A 19,129-nucleotide genomic window follows, 5' to 3' on the forward strand; every position below is an offset into this window, starting at 1 on the left:
GCTAGCGCCCGGTTTTGGCCTAGCTATGGGGGAGGATCTGCCCAGGCCCACCTAGAGCCGAGGCACCGATAGCACAGGGCTATCGGTATAGGCTGGCGTGATGGAGTTTCCCATGTAGGTTTTCCAAAATTCCGCCAGTTCCTCCGCCTGAAGTCGCCAATCGGGATTAAGCCGATACATGCGCCGAGGCCGCCCTCGCCCTTCCACCTTTTTCCAGTAGCCATCAATGGCCTTTTCGTCTTCCAAAAACTTGAGCGCCCCGTAGAGTACGGTATCCGAAAGGCGGTAGTGGGTAAACTGATCTGAGAGGTGCTGAATGAGCTCTGTGCCGTAGGAATCTTGCTGCAACAATACGGCTAGCACGTAGCACACGGCCAATTCCTTATTGAGATAAATTGGCGGCGGATCCTCGAAAAACTGATATATATCTTCAAATTTCATGGGATCTCTCCAAGAGATTAACGGGCCACTCACCCGGAAATGGTGGCGAACTAGGCTAGGCGACAGGCCGTCGCAAACCAAATCCATTCACCACAAATCATGAGTTTCTAGGAACTCAGGCGCATATCCCGCAGGGCGCTACCGCCTCATCGAGCAACACCGCTTTAACGGGATGGGCTGCAACGGAATGGGTAGGTTAATTCTAAGCACAGGTGATCCCCGCCGTGACACAGAATGGCTAGATAGTAACTATCTGCAAATTTTTTTAGAGATTATTAAATATTCGCGACTAGAGAGAATTCGGGGTGGCAACCATGGCGATGCCCCATAGGGGCTTCCTAACCTAGGGATCGGGGGTGAATGGGGGGATCGGGGATCATTGCCCTAGGGCATGGGAACGACGGTTGGGCGGGCAAAGTCGCGGGTGCTAAACAGGGTTCGACCGTTGCGGGTGGCGACCAAATCAACCTGAATGGGGCCAGCGGCATAGAGGTCGGTGAGGGTAACGGTTTGTAAATCGAGGGGCTGGGTTTCCTGCTGAACGGCGGATAGAAAGCGCAGTAGAGTTTCCGTTAGGTTATCGGCGATGATCAGTTCGTCTTCGATGACGCCGTTTTGGGTGGCGATGAACTGGGTAGCGGCGAGGAGAACGTTCACCCGCTCCACCAGCTCTTGGTCGGCGCGGGTGGAGGTTTCTAGGGCAACGGTGGAGAGTAGGGTGCCTCGGGGATAGATCAGGGCGTTGGGGCCAGCGTCCACAAAGACGCGAATACAGGGGGTTTCGCCCATCACCACGCAGGGTTCGCCAATGACATAGTTCGCCGCCGAGAGCACTCGAATCACAAATTCCCCCCCTAGGGCCAAACGGTCAATCAGGCGATCCACCTCCTGGGTGCCGAGGGCAATGACCTGCTGATCGAGCGAGGTGCCGGGGGCAATGGCCTGGATGGCGCGGCGGTTGGCCTCCGCTAAAATTTGGTTGACGACGGATTGGGCTTGGTTACGGTTTTCAATGGTGATCACCCCGGAGAGCAGTTCCTGGTTGCGGCCTAGCACAATACTGCCCTGAAACAGCCCTTGAAACTGACGTTCTAGGTCGCTCACCTGCCGGGAGAGCAGGTTTTGTCGGGTTTGCAGGTCGGCCAGCCGCTTTTCCCGTTCGGCGATGGCCTGATCGCGATCCGCAATGGATTGATCGAGGGCGCGGATGGCTTGATCTCGCTCGGCAATGGCGGCATCCCGTTCGGCAATTTGGGCGCGGATGGTTTCCTGTTGCTGCACCAGGCGATCCCGCTCGACCCGCAGGCTGTCGGTGGACTGCCGCAACGCTTCCGCCTGCTCCGACACCGCCACCAGTTGATCGCGGGTGCCTTGCAGTTGGGCCTGGGTTTGCGCCTGCTGCTCCACCGCCTGATCTAGGGATTGGTTAATTTCCCGCAGCCGAGCCAGGGCCCGTTGCCGTTCCGTGGAGGCCGCCTGTAGGTCCTCCCGCACGTTCTCCTGCTCAGCTAGGGATTGGGCCAGTTGATCTTCGGCATTGGTGAGGTCGGCCTGAATGCGCCCTAGCTCAAAGACCCCGGTGCGGAGCTGGCTGCTGATGCCAAACAAAATGGCCAGGGTGGAGGCCGAAATCACGCTACCGGTCGCAATACTGACCAGGGTTGCCGTCTGCCGAGGGCGCAGGTTAAACAGGCTGAGGCGGGCCTTCCCTACCTTCGTGCCGATGCGGTCGCCGACGGTGGCAATGATTCCCCCCAGCACCAGCATCGCCAGTATCAAAACATATCCAGAAACCATGCCCTGCGGTCAGACCCTTTCCATTCACTCCCAGCCCCACTCTACTGTAAGGATGTGAGCTTGGGAGCGGATATCCTAGCGGCCTCCCAGGGCTAGAGCAGGCTAGGGCTTCCCCCAAGCCCTAGCGCCCATAGTTGTAGCCCGTGGGCAGGATGGTGGTTGGGTCGCAGCGGGCTCCGGTGAGATCGGCCCCGACGGCGCGGAAAAGGTTGCAACGCTTCAGGCTAGCGTCGTGGAGAATGGCCCCCTCCAGCCGAGCCCCCACCAGGGTGCAGCCCTCTAAATTGGCCGCCGTCAGATCGGCCTGCCGCAGGTCGGCCCCACTGAGGTTAGCGCCCCGCAGATCGCAGCCCTGCAAGTTAGCGGTTTGGAGATCGGCGCGGCTAAAATCGGCCTGGGGGCAACGGGCCTCGGTTAAGTTCGCGCCATAGAAGTTGCTGGCCCCCAGTTGGGCCTCGGTAAAGTTGACGCCCGTGAGGTTGGCCAGGGTGAAGTTGCCGTAGGGTAAGTAAGCCTGGGCCAAGCAACTCCCCTGGAGATCGATTTCCCGTAGGCCCGCCTGAAACAGGTGAATTGCGGTCAGGTCTCGTCGGGGAAACTGCCGCTGACCCTCACGGTAGGCTTGTTGTAAAGCATCCCCAGTCAGTCGCTGCATGGTCACCAACACTCGATTCGACAATCTTGGTTAAGCCGTGGCAGATGGGTATATGTGCTCAACCAAAACCCGCTCTTCAATGTAAAGGTTTACGTTTCGTCATAACTCACCGTTAAGCATCTCTTCAGGTTTAGGCGGGCCTTCCCCGCTTACCGAAACCTCACCCCATGGCCAAGCCAGCCCCTGATCGGAATTTTTCTGGCATTTTTTTCAAACTTGTCCGGAAGCTATTCAGCCCCTCCGTATTAGAGAAGAGTAGATGCACCCTGATTGTTGAACCCTGGGATACCTGGAGGGATCCCAGGGTTTTTCTTTGCGACCCTACTGCACAGGCGATGGGGTTGGCAGTGGACAGTGGCACAAGGTGGCGATCCGGGGCCGACGATTCCGCCTGGGATCGATTACCCTGATGGTTAGATTTGCCTTGTACACTAAAACTGCCGCGTTAGAACTGCTGTGCTCAAACGGATTTCTCTGCTAGCTGCCCTGGCCCTGAGCGGTTTCCTGATCGCTCCCCAGCCTTCCAAGGCCCAGGCTCTCACCCCCTATGTGTTGCCCCTAGACTACGAGCTGATGACCGAGCAGGGGCGCTATCTGGCCAGCGAGGCTCAGCAATTAGCCGAATATCGGCAGTTTAACCAAGCCTTGACCCTGGCCCAACTGGCGGTTCAACTAGCCCCCAACGATGCCCAGGTGTTGGCTCTGCTGGGGGGGCTGTATCTCCAGTCTGGCGACACCGAACGCGCCCTTGCCCTGCTCACCCAGGCTAATACCATCTCCCCTGAAGAACCGCGCATCCTGTTTGCCTTGGGGTCGGCCCATATCCAAAAGAAAGACTACCTTCAGGCTAGCCGCTACCTAGAGCGGGGTTTGCGCCGCGAGCCCAACAACGCCAACGCCCTTTTTGATCTCGGCAATGCCTATCTCCTGCTGCAACAGTACGGCGAAGCCATTGCCCGCTATACCGCCTCGGTGCAGGCCCAGGACGACTTTTGGCCCTCGGTCAACAACATTGGCTTAGTGCTATACGAGCAGGGGGACGCCACCGCCGCCGTGGCTAAGTGGGAAGAAGCGCTGGCCTTGGCCGGAGGGGAAGAGCCCGAACCCAAACTGGCGATTGCCGTGGTTCGCTATGCCGAGGGTAATTGTCGGGCGGTCGCCAATGCGGGCAGTAGCCAATGCCAGCAAGCATTAGCCATGGGCATGACCGCCCTAGAACAAGATAGCCGCTACGCTGACGAGGAGTTTCTCCGCCAAAACCTGTGGGGCAATCGGTTGATGGAAACGACCCAGCAGTTTTTTAATACCCCTGCGGTGCGCAGCTTAATTGCTGAACTTTAGGCTGGGAATCGTGAGTCTTCCTAACGAATTTCTGCCAACCGAGGCAATCCTCGATACGGTAGAGGAGCAGCGTGATGTGGAGAGACGCCCTTGAAATCGGCTTCGGTAAACTGGCAACCTGTGATTCTGAGCTTTTTAGCCATTGTGGGCTTAGCCTTAGTCACCAGTAGCTTTGTGATTATTAACCCTGGTCAGGCGGGGGTGTTGAGCATTCTAGGCAAGGCCCAGGACGGGGCTTTGCTAGAGGGGTTGCACCTCAAGCCGCCCCTGGTGTCCACGGTGGATGTCTATGATGTGACGGTACAAAAGTTTGAGGTTCCGGCCCAGAGTTCCACGAAAGATCTTCAGGATTTGTCGGGCCGCTTTGCTATTAACTTTCGCCTTGACCCCACCGAGGTGGTCAATATTCGCCGCACCCAGGGCACCCTAGAAAACCTGGTGTCTAAAATTGTCGCGCCCCAAACCCAGGAATCCTTTAAGATTGCTGCGGCCCGCCGTACGGTCGAGGAAGCCATTACCCAGCGGTCAGAACTCAAGCAGGACTTTGACGATGCCCTCACCTCCCGGCTTGCCAAGTACGGCATCCTGGTATTGGATACCAGCGTGGTGGATCTCACCTTTTCCACCGAGTTTGCCAAGGCCGTAGAGGATAAGCAAATTGCCGAGCAACGCGCCCGCCGTGCCGTCTACATTGCCCAGGAGGCCGAGCAGGAGGCCCAGGCCGAGGTGAACCGTGCCAAGGGTCGAGCCGAGGCCCAGCGCCTCATTGCCGAAACCCTAAAGGCCCAGGGTGGCCAACTGGTGCTGCAAAAGGAAGCCATTGAAGCCTGGAAGGCCGGAGGATCCCTCGTACCCCAGGTGCTCGTGATTGGCGACGGCCAGGGCAGCAGCGTCCCCTTTATCTACAACCTCAATGCTCCTGCGGCGGGTGCCAATCCAGGCTAGGGACGGTTGTCATTCCATCAGGCCGTCAGATCAAGCCCTAATTTGTCCTGTCACCCAACAAGGGGCTTAAGCCCCTTGTTGAGACAGCGAGGGTTACGACCACCTGCCAGGTCTATGCCGTGGACGCGCCCTAGGGGGCGAGGCTCAGAATATTGGCGGGGGAGTAGGTGACTTCCTTCACCGTGCCCGGTTGGCCCAGGGGTTCTGCCTGCTGGTTGTTGTAGCTGATGACGACGGCCCCTGCATTGCCTGCCCGAATCGTGAGCGCCTGATCCGCTGTCCACAGCCGACTGTCACCCGGTTGCAGGATCCCTTCAAAGGTCGTGCTGCCGTCGGTGGTCACCCGCATCCAAGATTGGGCGGTGAGGGTTGTTTTAACTTCGATGGGGGCGCTGGGTTCGCTCACCTCCGGGACAACCTCAGGAGCAACGGGAGCCGTCGGAGTTGCCGGGGCATCTACGGAGTTCAGGGGATCCAGGGGCGGCAACGTGGTCGTTTCTGGGGTGGTTTGCCTGAGCAGGTGGGACAACCCACTGACCGCCGCCAACAGAACCACAAAGTAGGCCGCATAGAGATGGAGCGGGCGCAGTTGGGCCGCTGGAGAATCTTTCCAGGATCGAATTTTGACCTTGGGTGGGGCAAAAAACTGGCTGGCTAGGGTCTCCCCATCCAGACCGAGGGCATCACCGTAGCGTCGCAGCAATCCCCGAACATAGACAGGTTCGGGAAGGTCGTCTAGCTTCCCCTGCTCTATGGCCGCCAGCAAACTGGCCCGAATCAAAGTCTTACTGGCCATCACCTCTAGGGAATGGCCTTGATCCTGACGGGCAGTCTGTAACAATTTCCCCAATTCAATGAGTTGGGGCCGATACAGACCGTTAGAATCAACCAACTGTTTCGTCTTCATACAGGGAGCATTCACTAAAACGGCGACGTACCAACTAAAGACCGCAAGGATGGCCGTGGGACCGTCGGTTGAACCTCTGACTCAGCTAATAATGCCCTAATTTCGACCGATGATAAAGATCGGTAAGCCCCCCTTTTCAGTTTACCCAGCCGAACTGGCCCCACGGCTAGGCGATGGAGGTGTAGCACCCGGTGACCTAGGACTTCGGCCACACGGCGAATTTGGCGATTGCGACCCTCCCACAGGGTGATTTCTAACTCGGTGCTTTGGGCGGTGGGAGTACCCATCACCAAGACCCCTGCCGGACGGGTCATGCGGCCATCGAGTTCCAGACCCCGTCGCCAGGTTTCCAGGGTTGCGGACGACACCCGACCCTCCAACCGCACCCGATAGACCTTGGCAATGTCGTGTTTGGGATGGGTGAGGCGGTAGGTGAAGTCGCCGTCGTTGGTCAGAATCAAGGCTCCGGTGGAGTAGGTATCGAGCCGCCCCACGGGATGCAGCCCCAAGGTCTGAAGGTGAGATGGCAGGGCATCTAAGACCGTCGGGCGACCCTCTGGATCGGCACAGGTAGAAACCATACCCAGGGGCTTATTTAGCAACAGGTAGCAGGACTGGGGCCGTTGCTGAGGCTCTAGGGGGCGCTGATCCACCGCCACTTGGTCGTGGGCGAGGTCTACCTTTTGGCCTAGGTGGGCCGGAACACCGTTCACGGTTACACGCCCCGCCAAAATCCAGGCCTCAGCTTTTCGCCGCGAGGCCAGACCATGCTGGGCCAATAGCTTTTGAAGGCGTTCTGCCATGGGGGTTAAACCGCAATTGCATGGGTCAGTTTACTATTATAGCAATTGTTCTATAGGTATAAGTTCTTAGGTAACCCATCCAGCCAACTAGGGCTAGGCCCAGATGTACCCTGCAATGTTCTCCGGAGTCCGTTAGAGGATCCGCCTAGGGCAATAGGGGCGGTTGGGATTGGGGGAGGGTGAGGCGCAACCAGGCTCCACCGAGGTCGGGATGATTGGCGGCGGCGATGGTGCCACCGTGGGCTTCGACGATTTGGTGAACGATGGCCAACCCCAGACCCGTTCCCTGGCCCAGGTCGGAGGTGGCGGCATCGGTGGTGAGGGTGCTACGGCTACGGGAGGGGTCGGATCGGTAGAAGCGATCAAAGATGTGGGGCAAATCCTTGGCTAGAAATCCCGTGCCACTGTCGATGACATCCAAGTGGAAGGTTGGATCGGCGTCAGGGTCAGATGCGGTGACGGACGGCGTTAGGCAGACCCAGATCGTGGCGGCGGCGGGGCTGTGTTTAATGGCATTGTCCATCAAGTTCAGCAGCACCCGATGGAAGAGGGTTTCGTCAAGGGTGACCAGACACTGGCTGGGGCCTTGGTAGTCTAGGCGGATTTGTTTGACCTGGGCCAGGGGTTCTAGGCTGTGCCATGCCGACTGAATCATCGGCGGCAGATCAACGGATTTGAGGGTTAGTCCTTGGAATGGACTGCCCTGCAATCGGCTGAGGTTGAGTAGATCCTCCACCAAGTTGCTCAGGCGAATGGTTTCGTTGATGAGGCGATCCAGCCAAATCTTGAGCGATGAATCCACCCTGGGCTGAAGGGTTTCGGCCACCAGGCGAATGGAGGTGAGGGGGGTTTTGAGTTCGTGGGCCACATCGGAGGTCCAGCGATCCCGCTGCTGCACCAGCAGGGCCGCCTCCTGGCGATTCTCCAAAAAGACCCCCACCTCGCGATCCCCCAAGGGCAGGGCATAGCCTCGCAGCGGGTAGGTGGGCTTTTCCTTGGGATGGAGGGGATCGGGGGAAATTTGGTACAGCATCCATTCCCGCTGGCAGGGCTGTTGCTGATCGCGGGCCTCATCAATCAGGGCATCCAATTCGTAGGAACGGGCCACCTCCAAGAGCAACCGTCGCTGCTGCATGGGCCTCGCCAAGGGCTGACTGATGTGTAACAGCCGGGTGGCCTCTTCGTTGCACCAAATGAGCTGATTTTCCTCATCCACCTGCAAATAGCCCACCGGAGCCACCTGGAGGATCCGTTCTAGGGTGTCGCGGCTGGTGCCCAACTGATCGATCTGCTCCTGCTGTTCGGGATGGGCGGCGATCAGTTGTTCAACGCGCCCTTGGGCCACGGCCCAGGATGACGTTCGCAGCAGAGCCAGAATGCGTCGCTGGCGACTCCGTTGCCGGAGACATGGCCACCCCAGCACCAGAACGCCCGTTAACAGGCCCATAAAATACCAAAAAACTGCCACAGACAAAGGGTTAATAAGGGCCAAGCCATCCCAAAGCAGCCTCGCACCGGAGACCCTGGGGTCTGCACCACCAAGTCATGCCGCCCAGGACGCCGCCTTCAAGCTTATCGCAAAAAAAAGCACCCCCCAGGGGTGCTCAAACGAGATGAGATGAGCAAAACTTCAATCCAGTGACCTATATCAGGACTCCTAGGCTTCGATTAAAACTTTTCTGACTAGGGTCTAGCGTACCCATGCGCCACGATACTTCAGCCCCTGGGCATGGTCGGCCTTGGCATTCTTAGCCAGATGACGGGTGGCCACAGCACCGCGATAGCGACCAATCACTTCTTCAGACATTTCAACCGCTGCTTGGGTGGGGTTGTAGGTGATGCCACGATACATTAGGGACATAATCGCCTCTCCTTAGTGGAATATGAAGGGATAAACAGAGGCGCGTTCCTTCGAGCTAAGCTCTACTTCCGTCTCCAAAGGTCGATCACGATAGCGGCAACTAAATTTGGAGATGAACGTTATTTCTGTATGTATTGTTACCGTTTACGCTGGATTTGTCAAACTCAATGTCAGCAAACACTCACTAAGCCGATGCCCCACTCCCTCGACACCTGAAACCCTATCCGTTGGTAGCGTCTTGGGCTGTCTTGGGCTATCAACGGGCGCTTCACCCATGCAACATCTCGCCTTAGGTTTTGCCATGCACGGCCCCATTCCTCCCCACCGTTTTTTTCCCTACCTCACCTGGACTGAGATTGAAGCCATGCCCCACCGGGATCAGGTGGTGATTGTGCAGCCCATGGGAGCCATTGAACAGCATGGCCCCCACCTGCCCCTGGTGGTGGATAGCGCCATTGCCACCACGGTGTTGGGCCATGCCCTGGCGCGGCTGGATGAGACGATTCCGGCCTACAGTTTGCCGCCCCTGTACTACGGCAAATCCAACGAGCACTGGCATTTTCCGGGTACCATCACCCTGTCGGCGGAAACCCTGCTGCGGGTGATCACCGAGGTGGCCGAAAGCCTTTATCGGGCTGGGTTTCGCAAATTGGTGCTGCTGAATGCCCACGGTGGCCAGCCCCAGGTCTTGGAAATCGTCGCCCGCGATTTGCACTTGGCCTATCCTGACCTGATGGTGTTTCCGCTATTTGTGTGGGCGGTGCCCAATGCGGCGGTGGATCTGCTGCCCCCCCAGGAGCTAGAACTGGGCATCCATGCCGGGGATGCTGAAACCAGCCTGATGCTGTCGATCTTGCCCGACCAGGTACGGATGGACAAGGCCCAGGCCGAATTTCCCCAGAATTTGCCCACCAACACCTGGCTCACCATGGAAGGGGCACTGCCCTTTGCCTGGGTGACGCAAGACCTCAGCCAAAGCGGCGTGCTGGGCGACCCCACCGTGGCCACCGCCGCCAAGGGGGATCAGTTGTTGGAGTCCCTGGTACAGGGTTGGGTGACGGTGCTGGGGGATATTCATCGGTTTCAGCAGCCCCACGCCTAACGAATTCCCCCCTTTTTAAGGGGGGCTAGGGGGGATCGATTCCCTATTCCCGATATCGTCTACGTCAAAGACTTATGTGTACACAGTAGCCGTCCTGAGGGGATGGGTGGGCGAACCTAGCGCAGGCGAGCCCCTCGGTAGCGCATTTCCCGCTTGAGGACGTTTTGCTGCACGAAGCTGGGCATATCGCCCTGGTGACCCATCAAAATCACCGAATCCCCCTGGGCCAGGTAGGTGGTGCGGGGAGGATGGATGATCACCTCGCCATCGGCCCGCCGCAGGGCCACGGTGATGAAGGTGCCTTGGCCTTTGACTTCGATGTCGCCAATGGTGCCGCCGATTAGGGAAGAGTTCGCCTCGATGACAATTTCATTGAGCTGGATATCCAGTTCGGCCAAAAATTCGTTGAGCCCTTGGTGGCCGTTGGTTTGGGATAAAAAGTCTACAGCGGAGGGATGGGTGATCAGGTGGGCGAGGCGGAGGGCGCTAATGCTGGCGGGCAACACCACATGGTTGGCTCCGGCGAGGCGCAGCTTTTTTTCGGTGGAGGGCAGTTCGCCCCGGGCCAGGATCATCAGGTTGGGGTTCATTTCGCGGGCGGTGAGGGTGATGAAGACGTTGGCGGCATCGTTGGGTAGCACCGTGGCCAGGGACTTGGCCCGATGGATGCCCACGGCCTCTAGCACCGCTTCGTCGGTGGCGTTGCCCTGGTACATCAGATAGCCTTGCTCCTGGGCCTGGGCGGATCGGGCGGGGTCGCTATCCACCACAATGAAGGACTGATGATCGGCCTTGAGCTTGCGGGCCACCAGTTGGCCAATGCGGCCAAACCCGCAGATGATGACGTGCTGGTCGAGGTTTTCAATGTCCTTGGTCATACGTTTGAGGTTGAGGGCACGGTGAATTTCCCCTTCGGTAATCAGTTGCACGAAGCCGGAGACGGTGTAGGCCACCGATAGGGCTCCGGCTACAATCACAAAAATAGTAAACAGCTTGAGGATGGGAGATGTCAGGGGTTTGACTTCCCCATAGCCCACCCCAAAGATGGTAATTACCACCATATACACGGCGTCGAGGAAGCCCCAGCCCGCCATCATGTAGCCCGACACCGCAAACAGGATCGTCAGCGAAAAGAAGACGATGCCAATCACAATGCGCTTAAAGGAGCTAGTCCGCATTCCGACCTCAGGCGTTTAGGACGGATTGACTCAGTGATACTAAATCCGGCTCGTTTACCCCCGGCATTATCAGTGGGCGAGGAGACCTCGCCCCTACCGTTTTTGGGGCCGGGAATCAGGGTTTTTCAATTTGGATTTGGCATGACTCATCGATTCATCAACCTATGCGGCACCCACCTAATCGGCCTGATTATAGGCGAATGCGGTCGTTGCGATGGTATCCCGGCTTGCATCCTTGGGAACGACCTGGCTTGAAGGGAAATGGCCCTAGCTTTGGGCCACCTCGGCGGCGAGAAGCTTGAGAATTTGCAGGGTTTGGGCCAACCCGTCATCTTGGTCAAGGATAAATTCCCGCGAGCGGGCAAAGCGGGGTACCCCTTGCCATTGGAGCTTGATAAAGATAAAGCTGCCGCCGTTGGTCACCAGGCCGTAAAGGGGCCGATGGGGATCGGGAACCGTCAACATGTAGCCCAACACCTGGGGAATGCCCACCTTGAGGGAAAACTCCGCCCGCTTGGCTTCAATCACCAACACCCAGAGCTGTTCCAGCAGCACCAGCACATCCAGCCGCCCTCGCAGGATCACCTCCGCCTCTTGGGCGACAATTTCCACCGTTTTTTCTGTAGTGACATAGAACGGCGGCAAAAACAGCCCTGCCAAATCGAGCAGCGGGGCCACAATCGCCAGCTTGACGGTGTTTTCCAGGAGGGATCGCCGCTCCAGGTTGGCATAGGCCGCTTTCACCCGATCCAGCCTAGCCCGTTCATCGCCGCTGAGGGCTGGCCATGGCCGCTGCCATTCCCCAAAAAAAGCGGCTTCCTGCACCTCTTCCAGGCCAAAGCGTTGCTCTAGATCAAGTTGCTCTAGATCAAATAGAGTGAGTTGCTCAATGGCGACCGTCTGCATGGATTTCAGTCCCGCAATGCTGCCGTATTAGACTCAGTATACGTTTGCGATCAGGATAAGTCTGCGATCCGTTGGCGCTGGGTAGGGATTGGCCTCCGTCTCAGGCGATGGGTCTCAGGCCATCTAGTCTCAGGCGATAATGATCGGCAGCTCCGTTGCAATGGTTGGATTGGCCCTATGGATCTCTTTTCCCAGACAAATCGCTGTCGGATTGGCAAGGTGGTCAAGTCCAACTCCCACTGCGACTATGTGGTGCAGGTGGACGATGCCCAGGATGTGGTGAACCCGCCCTGCCCAGAGGATGGCGGCTTTGGCCAGTTCGTCAGCTTCGACAACGACAGCCGCCACTGGGCCGTGGGCTTGGTGTACAACTCCCAGTTGTTTAACCCGCTGTTTCTCAACAATGGCCCCCGCCTTTCTAGCGAACCCGATCCCCTGTTTACCCCCGACCTGGTGCAGGAAACCCGGACGCTGTTGGGGACAGTGCTGGTGGGTAGCTTTGCCGAGGGCGATCAGGGCCGCTACGGTTTCCACGGCATTCCCCGCGTGGTGGTGCCTGCCAATACCGCCGTTTACAAAATGACCGAGGCAGAAATTTATCAGTTCCATCGTAGCGAAACTGGACAATCGCAATTTAGTTACTACAGCCATTTGCTGCGGTCGGGGGGACTATTCGCCGCCCAACTCGCCCAGCAGGTGTTGGCGGATTTGGTGGCCAGCGACCTGTTTAGCGGGGACGAACAAAAGGCGCTGCGGGTGCTGGGTAAGGAACTGAGCTGGAAAAATACCCTAGGGGCGATTCGTTAGACGGGCGGTGTTCAACGGTCGAGTCTGCGGGGCAGGACAGGATGGGGCGAGGTTCCCTCGCCCCTACGGTAGCGGTGATTTTGGGGAGTGGCTTAGGGGGTGGGGCTATGGCGTTCGAGTGCCAATTGCACTAGGGTATCCACCAGTTCCGGGAAGGGAACGCCGCTGGCCTCCCAGAGCATGGGGTACATGCTGGTGGCGGTGAAACCGGGCAGGGTGTTGATTTCGTTGATCAGGATTTCCCCGGTGGCCTCGACATAGAAAAAGTCCACCCGTGAAAGGCCCGCTGCATCCACCGCCTGGAAGGCCGCTACGGCCATGTCCTGAATCTGGCGGCTAACGGCTTCGGGCAAGGCGGCGGGGATGGTGAGATCGGCTTGGCCGCTGGTGTATTTGGTTTCGTAGTCGTAGAAGTCGCTTTGGAAGGCAATTTCCCCCAGCACCGAGGCCCGTGGGTTGTCGTTGCCCAGCACGGCACATTCCACCTCACGGGCGACAACTCCGGCTTCTACAATCAGCCGTCGGTCGTAGCTGGCGGCACTGTCCAGGGCGGCTTCCAGTTCGCGGCGGTTGGTGGCCCTGGCAATGCCCACGGAAGACCCCAGGTTGGCGGGTTTGACAAAGCAGGGATAGCCCAGTTCCGCCTCAATGCGGTCGCACAGCTTGGGGAAGACGCAGGGATTCGACCATACTTCGCTGCGGTTTACGGCCAGATACTTCACCTGGGGCAGACCCGCCTGGGCGAAGGCATTTTTCATCGCCACTTTGTCCATCCCCAGGGCCGAACCCAGCACCCCAGACCCCACCCAGGGCCGCTGCATGAGGGTGAACAAGCCTTGTACCGTGCCATCTTCGCCGTTGGGGCCATGGAGCACCGGAAACCACAGGTCGATCTCATCTGCCGAGCTAAACTGGGGCAACCGTTGCAGGGGGGGAATCATGTCAGGTTCCGGGAGGTCAGTCAGGGGTAGCCCAGAGGCCAACACCTCAGCGGCCTCTGCCCCCGCCAGCCATACGCCATCCTTGCGGATGTAGACGGGCAGGATCTGGTATTTCTCGCCATTGGCTCCGCTGCCCAGCCCCCGTGCAATGGCCTGGGCTGACCGAATCGAGACCTCATGCTCCCCAGAGCAGCCGCCAAACACCAGACCCACCGTAATTGCGGTCATTCCGTCGCCCTCCTCATGCTGATTAGCGGATAGGGTATCACACCCTGCCCCTGCGTCTGCGATAGCCCCCGCTATCCGGGTGAATGAAAAAAGCGCGGGGATGAGAAAAAGCGTAGTGTCAGCCAAAAAAGACCGTCGAGGGACTACGTCGCATGTCACCAGAGCCTACCGCGAACATCTCAACGCACTCCCGACCGTTGGGGAGGGGGAACCGAGTGCCGAAGGCGATATCGAAGCGTTCACGCAAGCGTGGCAGGAACTGGGTAGAACGATCCTGGAAGGACAATTACAGTAGCAGATCGAGACCTGCGAGAGTGAGTCTGGGGAAGGGCGCTCGAAACGAACCCGGCGCTATCAAATTCCTGTGGGGACGGTAGGGTTGACCCGGCGAGTGTACGACAGCGATGAGGGGGGCTGTCGGGTGAATAGGGGTCTGGGACTGCCGAGGGACGGTTGGTTCAGGATTGTTCGAGAATTCGCGAGTGCGTTGGGGGTGGGCTGCGAGTTTGGCAATGCCAATCGCCTGCGGCATCACTGGAGTGGGATTTTGGTGAGCGAGAAGACCCTGGCCAATCCTGTGGAGGGCGATGGCCAAGACCTGGTGAGTGCCCCTGCGAGCCATAGGCGCTATGATGGGTCGCTAACCCGTGGAATCGAGGTAGGACTTGCTGGAACAATGCCCGTGGTGATGGAGAAATAAGCCATGCTGAGTTGGGATCAAACACCAAGCTTAGGGCCAATGCGCTGCTGTCGGGCTTGGGTGGAGGTTGACCTAGACGCCCTGCACCACAATGTGCAGCAGTTTAGGCGGCACCTAGGCGACCCCACTCAACTAATGGCTGTGGTCAAAGCCGATGCCTATGGTCACGGGGCGGTGATGATTGCCCAAGCTGCATTGGAGGCTGGGGCAAGCTGGCTGGGGGTGGCCACGGTGCCGGAGGGCATTGAACTGCGCACCGCTGGGGTTCAGGCTCCGATTTTGGTGATGGGGGCGGTGAACAGTCCCGAGGAAATGCGGGCCATGGCCCGCTGGCAGTTGCGGCCCACCTTGGTCACGCCAAAGCAAGCCCTGGTGTTTTCTGAAACCCTAGCACCCCTGCATCTGGCCCATCCCCTGGAGGTTCACCTGAAGCTAGACACGGGGATGTCTCGGCTGGGCTTTCCTGCGGCTGAGGTCGTGGACTTTGTGCAATGTGTGTCCCCCTTGCCCCACCTCACCATTGGCGGGCTCTATTCCCACTTGGCCACCGCCGACAGCCCCGATCCCACCACCATGATCCAGCAGCAGCAGCGCTTCCAGGCGGCGGTAGCCCAACTCCAGACCCAAAATTTACTCCCCCCCCGGCTGCACCTGGCCAACACCGCCGCCACCCTAGCCGATCCGGCCCTGCACTACGATATGGTGCGCGTGGGTCTGGGGATCTATGGGCTGTATCCCGCACCCCACCTGCAAGGGGTGCTGGCTCTCAAGCCTGTCATGCAGGTCAAAGCCCGGATCACCCTGCTAAAAGACCTCCCCGCCGGAACCGGGGTAAGCTACGGCCATGCCTACGTCACCGACCGCCCCCTACGCATGGCCGTGGTAGGGATTGGCTATGCCGATGGGGTGCCCCGCATTTTGTCTAACCGAATGAACGTCATGATTAAGGGTCAGCTTGCGCCCCAGATCGGCACCATCACCATGGATCAACTGATGGTCGATGTGACCCACATTGCCGATTTGCAAGAGGGCGACGTGGTAACGCTGCTGGGCCAAGACGGCCCCCATCGGATTACCGCCGACGACTGGGCCAACCTCACCCAATCGATTTCCTGGGAAATTCTCTGCGGCTTCAAACATCGTCTGCCCCGCATTGCCACCGAATCTAGCTGCCATGGGGTAAAACCCACTGTCATCGGTCAAATCCCGCCGCCATAACCCACGGCCAATCGCCATTATCCGAGGTCAACAGCCCCAGGTCGCTCCCAACCTCCATAATCCGTTAACACTATCCCCTTGGGGGGGATGTTAGCCTAAAGGGGACGATTTCCCCCAAGGGCCAATATGGTTGCAACCCCCGATATCATCCAAAGTACCAATGCCCCCGTGGCCGCGTCCGGGGAGAACCGGGTGGCGGTGCTGCTGATGGGCTACGGCGAAGTGGAAAGCTACGACGACTTCGCCAACTGCAACGAGCAAGCCCTGAATTTGCTGACGGCCAAATTTGCCCCGGTGCCCACCTGGGTCTATCCTCCCTTGGCCAAGCTGTTAGCCGCCTTCGACCTGCACGAATGGAGCCACCAGCACGGCAACTTTATTTCTCCCCACAACGCCATTTTTGAAGCCCAGCGGGCAGGCATCGAAACCCACCTCAAAGACCGCTGGGGGGATCGGGTGAAGGTGTTCAAGGCCTTCAACTTCTGTAAGCCCTTCCTGCCGGAACAGGTGCTCGAACAGGTGAAACAAGAGGGCTACGACAAGCTGCTGATCTATCCCCTGCTGGTGGTGGATTCCATCTTCACTAGCGGTATTGCCGTGGAGCAGGTGAACGCCGCCCTCACCCAACTGGCCGACGGCACCGACCATTGGGTGAAGGGGATGCGCTACATTCCTTCCTTCTTCGATGCACCGGAATACATCGACCTGCTAGCCCACACCGTCGAAGAAAAAATCCGTAAAGACCTGGCCGTGGCCCACCTGCCCTCCCAAACGGGCATTGTGCTGATGAACCACGGTTGCCCCCACGAGGCCAAGGGCTTCACCTCAGGAATCGACGAAAGCCAGAAGCTCTACGACCGGGTGCGCGACAAGCTGATTCAAAAATATCCGCTGATTTCCGTGGGCTGGCTCAACCACGATACGCCCCTAATTAAATGGACGCAGCCCAACGCCACCCTGGCCGCCCGCAACCTGATTGACCTAGGGGCCACCGCCCTGGTGTTTATGCCCATCGGCTTTGCCACCGAAAACCACGAAACCCTGCTGGATGTGGAGCACATTATCAGCGGCCTGCGCCGCCAACACCCAGAGGTGACCTACGTGCAAATGCCCTGCGTCAACGACCAGCCGGAATTTCTGGCCATGGCGGCGGCCTGGGCCGATAAGCCCATCGCCGACCTGCTGGAAGCCGAAGCCCTGGCGGTGAACCCCAGCCTCGCCGCTGCCCAAGCCGCTGCGGTGCAAGGGCATCACCATGGCCACGATCACGGTCACCATCATGATCACGGTCACCATCATGATCACGGTCATCACGACCACGGTCACCACTAACGCAAGCTCTAGACCAGGGGACCAGCAATTCTCAGTATGACTAGGCTGGCGAATAAATACCGCTCAGGCTGAGCTGTGAGCCTGTCGAACAGTCGAAGCCTTTTCACCCTTCGACAGGCTCAGGGCGAACGGCCAATTTGCCAAAATGAGAACTGCTGCCAGGGTACCCTGCATCCCCCATCAAGTATTACAAGACATGACCAGAGCGGCGTACCTGATCGTTTCTCCGCAGGATTGCGGAATACTAACGAAGAAGCCTACGCCCTGGCCCCTGCGCCCTAGGGGTTTGTTCTATGGATTGTCACCGTGCTGCCCCCGCTGTGTTTAAGCATCGGCCCCACCTTCGCCGCGAACGTTCCCAGGATCTCCGTGCCCCCCGACGGCTGCACCTGCGGGATGCGTTAACCTGGTCGAGCCAGCGAGGGCTGGTGCTGATGGCGGGGGATGGGTTGGCCCTGGCCCTGTCGTGGCATATGGCTCGGTCGTTAAACCAGTTGTTTTCGCCGATTCCACCCCAGTTGGTGTGGTGGACATGGCTGGGCTTGCCGAGTCCGTTTTGGGTGATGGTTGCCTGCACCCTGGGCCTGTTTTGCTATGCAGGGCTATATCGATCCACCCAACACATCAAAAATTACCTCCAGGCGGGCAAGCTGGTGAGCATGGTCTACCTCGCCTCCCTGGTGGGGATGTATTTCTACGACCCCAAGCTGGATCTCCCCCGGTCCCTATTTTTCGTGGCCTGGATTAGCAGCGTGGGGCTGGTGATGATCGCCCGTGTGGTGGCGACGCTGGCTCTGCGCCCCCTCGAAAAGGCCCACACCCCCACCCGTGTCTTTTTGATTGCCCCGGCCCAACGGCTGAAGCGGCTGGCGGATATTTTGGATCAGCGGGCCAAGGTGCCTGTGATTGGCGCAGCCCTGGCTTCTACGGCCAATTCCAACGCCACCTACCAAGCCATCCTGGCCTCCAAGGCCACCCTGGTGCTGGTGGAGAACGTACCCACCGCCGACCTAGCCTCGGAATTGTACTGGAAACTACGGCGGGCAGGGGTGTCCATGCAACTTCTCCCCACCAGTCGGGATATGCTCTACCGCCGAGGCCAACCCGAAACCGTAGCCGGATTGCCCACCCTGCGCCTGGATGCTCCCCTGGTGGGCGGCTGGGATTATCGGGTGAAACGCTGGATGGACTACCTGGGTGCTGGTCTGGGCGTTTTAGTGCTGGCCCCGGTGTTTCTGGCCCTGGCGGCGGCGATTCGGCTAGATTCTCCCGGCCCCATCTTTTTCCGTCAGGAGCGGGTGGGCCTCCATGGCAAAACGTTCCGGGTCTGGAAATTTCGCACCATGGCCGCCGATGCCCCCCAGCGACAGGCCCAGCTAGAGCAGCAAAACGAGACCGCCGACGGCATTTTGTTCAAAGTAAAGCACGACCCTAGGGTGACGCGGGTCGGCTCCCTTCTCCGTCGCACCAGCTTGGACGAACTGCCCCAACTCTTCAACGTCCTCTGCGGCCAGATGAGCCTGGTTGGCCCCCGCCCCCTGCCCGTGCGGGATGTGGCCAAATTCGACGGTTGGCACAATATTCGTCACCAAGTGCTGCCAGGGGTGACGGGGCTATGGCAAATCTCTGGCCGCTCCGACATCGACACCTTCGACGACGTGGCCCGCCTCGACCTCCACTACATCGATAACTGGTCCATCAATCTCGATCTCGAAATTCTGGCAGAAACCGTCGGCATTGTTTTGCTGGGCAAAGGAGCCTATTGAACCAAAGCCCCACGGTGTGGTCACGACTCAGAACCGCCACGCTCCAGATGAAGGCAAGGGGCTTAAGCCTCTTGCCTAGGCGGCTAGAGTGCCGAGAAACCCTTCATTGCACTCCAAGGGATACCCTGCCCTTGGGAATGGGGCGATCTTAGTCAAAGGGTCTATCGCTGCCCCAGATCAACCGAAGGCGACCCGCCCCAA

18 protein-coding genes and 1 riboswitch are annotated in these 19,129 nt (G+C 58.8%); of the genes, 8 read left to right on the top strand and 10 right to left on the bottom strand.

Annotated elements, in window-relative coordinates:
- Window positions 1-51 precede the first annotated feature (51 nt).
- The 3 genes from H6G62_RS10075 to H6G62_RS10085 form a co-directional block, all read right to left on the bottom strand.
- Window positions 52-441, bottom strand: coding sequence for a PadR family transcriptional regulator (locus H6G62_RS10075; protein ID WP_190494648.1), 390 nt, complete (start codon window positions 439-441; stop codon window positions 52-54).
- Window positions 442-825: 384 nt separating this feature from the next.
- Window positions 826-2,238, bottom strand: a complete 1,413-nt coding sequence (locus tag H6G62_RS10080) for a DUF3084 domain-containing protein (RefSeq protein ID WP_190494649.1) — start codon at window positions 2,236-2,238, stop codon at window positions 826-828.
- 121 nt (window positions 2,239-2,359) lie between these two features.
- Entirely contained in the window at window positions 2,360-2,893 is a 534-nt protein-coding gene (locus H6G62_RS10085) for a pentapeptide repeat-containing protein (protein WP_190494652.1), read from the bottom strand.
- A 456-nt stretch (window positions 2,894-3,349) separates the two neighbouring features.
- Here H6G62_RS10085 and H6G62_RS10090 point away from each other — a divergent pair, with 456 nt between their 5' ends.
- Window positions 3,350-4,234, top strand: a complete 885-nt coding sequence (locus H6G62_RS10090) for a tetratricopeptide repeat protein (protein WP_199324884.1) — start codon at window positions 3,350-3,352, stop codon at window positions 4,232-4,234.
- Window positions 4,235-4,354: 120 nt separating this feature from the next.
- Window positions 4,355-5,179: a prohibitin family protein gene (locus H6G62_RS10095; protein ID WP_347239330.1), complete on the top strand. Its 825-nt coding sequence runs from the start codon at window positions 4,355-4,357 to the stop codon at window positions 5,177-5,179.
- Window positions 5,180-5,309: 130 nt separating this feature from the next.
- Here H6G62_RS10095 and H6G62_RS10100 read toward each other — a convergent pair whose 3' ends face one another.
- The 4 genes from H6G62_RS10100 to H6G62_RS10115 all read right to left on the bottom strand — a co-directional run bounded on the left by H6G62_RS10100 (window position 5,310) and on the right by H6G62_RS10115 (window position 8,750).
- The gene (locus H6G62_RS10100) at window positions 5,310-6,071 is read right to left on the bottom strand and encodes a RodZ domain-containing protein (RefSeq protein WP_190494656.1); all 762 of its coding nucleotides are present in this window, start codon (window positions 6,069-6,071) and stop codon (window positions 5,310-5,312) included.
- Between the two features lie 29 nt (window positions 6,072-6,100).
- Window positions 6,101-6,889 (bottom strand): pseudouridine synthase, encoded by a 789-nt coding sequence (locus H6G62_RS10105; RefSeq protein ID WP_190494657.1) that lies wholly within the window; start codon window positions 6,887-6,889, stop codon window positions 6,101-6,103.
- Between the two features lie 145 nt (window positions 6,890-7,034).
- Complete coding sequence (locus tag H6G62_RS10110) at window positions 7,035-8,336, bottom strand: PAS domain-containing sensor histidine kinase (RefSeq protein WP_199324885.1); 1,302 nt, start codon at window positions 8,334-8,336, stop codon at window positions 7,035-7,037.
- Window positions 8,337-8,579: 243 nt separating this feature from the next.
- Window positions 8,580-8,750, bottom strand: coding sequence for a DUF4278 domain-containing protein (locus tag H6G62_RS10115; protein ID WP_190494661.1), 171 nt, complete (start codon window positions 8,748-8,750; stop codon window positions 8,580-8,582).
- Window positions 8,751-8,789: 39 nt separating this feature from the next.
- Window positions 8,790-8,871, bottom strand: a riboswitch (Glutamine riboswitch).
- Between the two features lie 180 nt (window positions 8,872-9,051).
- On the opposite strand from H6G62_RS10115, the gene H6G62_RS10120 reads away from it, so the two are divergent.
- Complete coding sequence (locus tag H6G62_RS10120; protein ID WP_190494715.1) at window positions 9,052-9,852, top strand: creatininase family protein; 801 nt, start codon at window positions 9,052-9,054, stop codon at window positions 9,850-9,852.
- 116 nt (window positions 9,853-9,968) lie between these two features.
- On the opposite strand, the gene H6G62_RS10125 is transcribed toward H6G62_RS10120, so the two are convergent.
- A complete protein-coding gene (locus tag H6G62_RS10125; RefSeq protein WP_190494664.1) occupies window positions 9,969-11,030 on the bottom strand; it encodes a potassium channel protein in 1,062 nt (353 codons plus the stop codon).
- A gap of 267 nt (window positions 11,031-11,297) precedes the next feature.
- The gene (locus H6G62_RS10130) at window positions 11,298-11,936 is read right to left on the bottom strand and encodes a restriction endonuclease subunit R (RefSeq protein WP_190494666.1); all 639 of its coding nucleotides are present in this window, start codon (window positions 11,934-11,936) and stop codon (window positions 11,298-11,300) included.
- Between the two features lie 177 nt (window positions 11,937-12,113).
- Between H6G62_RS10130 and H6G62_RS10135 the strand changes: the two genes are divergently transcribed.
- A complete protein-coding gene (locus H6G62_RS10135) occupies window positions 12,114-12,743 on the top strand; it encodes a hypothetical protein (RefSeq protein ID WP_190494668.1) in 630 nt (209 codons plus the stop codon).
- 92 nt (window positions 12,744-12,835) lie between these two features.
- Here H6G62_RS10135 and H6G62_RS10140 read toward each other — a convergent pair whose 3' ends face one another.
- Window positions 12,836-13,912, bottom strand: a complete 1,077-nt coding sequence (locus tag H6G62_RS10140) for a D-alanine--D-alanine ligase family protein (protein ID WP_190494670.1) — start codon at window positions 13,910-13,912, stop codon at window positions 12,836-12,838.
- 379 nt (window positions 13,913-14,291) lie between these two features.
- Between H6G62_RS10140 and H6G62_RS10145 the strand changes: the two genes are divergently transcribed.
- The 4 genes from H6G62_RS10145 to H6G62_RS10160 all read left to right on the top strand — a co-directional run bounded on the left by H6G62_RS10145 (window position 14,292) and on the right by H6G62_RS10160 (window position 18,928).
- Window positions 14,292-14,612: a hypothetical protein gene (locus tag H6G62_RS10145; protein WP_190494673.1), complete on the top strand. Its 321-nt coding sequence runs from the start codon at window positions 14,292-14,294 to the stop codon at window positions 14,610-14,612.
- A gap of 3 nt (window positions 14,613-14,615) precedes the next feature.
- Window positions 14,616-15,830 (top strand): alanine racemase, encoded by a 1,215-nt coding sequence (gene alr, locus H6G62_RS10150; RefSeq protein WP_190494675.1) that lies wholly within the window; start codon window positions 14,616-14,618, stop codon window positions 15,828-15,830.
- A 126-nt stretch (window positions 15,831-15,956) separates the two neighbouring features.
- A complete protein-coding gene (locus H6G62_RS10155; RefSeq protein WP_190494677.1) occupies window positions 15,957-17,162 on the top strand; it encodes a ferrochelatase in 1,206 nt (401 codons plus the stop codon).
- 293 nt (window positions 17,163-17,455) lie between these two features.
- On the top strand, window positions 17,456-18,928 hold the full coding sequence (locus tag H6G62_RS10160; RefSeq protein WP_190494679.1) for a sugar transferase: 1,473 nt from the start codon (window positions 17,456-17,458) through the stop codon (window positions 18,926-18,928).
- The last annotated feature ends 201 nt before the right edge of the window (window positions 18,929-19,129 follow it).

The sequence above is a fragment of the Phormidium sp. FACHB-1136 genome, assembly GCF_014697375.1.
Lineage (GTDB): Bacteria > Cyanobacteriota > Cyanobacteriia > Phormidesmidales > Phormidesmidaceae > Nodosilinea.